Genomic DNA, 1,129 nt, shown 5'->3' with positions numbered 1-1,129 from the left:
TGTTGCGACCGGCTATTTGGTAGCAGTGTCGTGACTATCTGGTAGCGCTTCAGTGAGTATCTGGTAGCAGCTCGCGGCGCTCGGGGTGATACTTCCGGTAGCCGCACCACTCGGGTGCGGCGCGTACTGGAAGGAGTCCGCTGATGACGGATTACCGTGCGGTGATGACGCTGCTGATTAGGAAGCGTTCTTACCGCCAGATTGAAGACCAGCTCGGGTGCTCGCACCGCGCGATTTCCCGAGCGAACCAAGCGCTGCGAAGCCTTGGCCTGACTACTGCCCAGCAGGTCGCGGCGTTGACGAATGACGAGCTAGACGAGATATTCGTTGATAAACGCACCAGCGGTCAAGGCGAGTTCGTCCCGATTGACTTTGACGCGGTCGTCAAAGCACGCACAGGGCGTGTGAAGCAGACACTGCAAGTATTGTGGGCTCGCTACACCACCACCCCCACCCAGCCGGGCCAGCGTCATTACAGCTACGACCGGTTCCGCCAGCTGGTTGCCTCCCATGTCGATGCGGCCGGGCTTACCGCCCGGATCACCCATGCACCAGGGCATACGATGCAGGTGGACTGGGCAGGGAACAAGATGCGCCTGTACGACCCTGCGGGCACACCGGGTGCGAAAGTCAGCATTTTCGTCGCTTCGCTGCCGTATTCAGGAATGCTGTTTGCTTGTGCGTGTGTTGACCAGCGGCAACAGTCCTGGCTTGATGCACACCGCCAAGCGTTTGACTACTTCGGTGGGGTCTGCCAGGTTGTTGTCCCCGATAACGCGTCGACGGCATCAAACGCAATCAGCACTGCCGATAGGAATCGGAAGGTCAACGACACCTACCAGCAGTTCTTGGAGCACTACAACACAGCAGCACTTCCCACACGCGCGCGTCGGCCGAAGGATAAAGCAAATGTGGAAGCTGCGGTAAAGATCGTCACGCACAAGATCATCCACGCCCTTGAAGACCACCAGTGTGTTGACTTAGATGAGCTCAACGGAAAGATTGTGGGCTTAGTCGATGCGATCAACACCTCCGTGCCGTTTCGCAGTCAGCAGTCAAGCCGCAGGGATCTCTTCGAAGCACACGAGCAGCATCTCCTTGCTGACCTGCCGGCAACCCCGTGGCAACA

At 58.5% G+C, this 1,129-nt stretch carries 1 protein-coding gene; it reads left to right on the top strand.

Annotation, left to right across the window (positions count from 1 at the left end):
* Positions 1-143 precede the first annotated feature (143 nt).
* Positions 144-1,129: IS21 family transposase (istA, locus tag ACUY3D_RS12625; protein ID WP_448241219.1), on the top strand; the 986-nt coding region annotated here is incomplete at its 3' end.

The organism is Corynebacterium guaraldiae (assembly GCF_053480195.1).
This window is presented reverse-complemented; position numbering and strand designations above follow the sequence as displayed.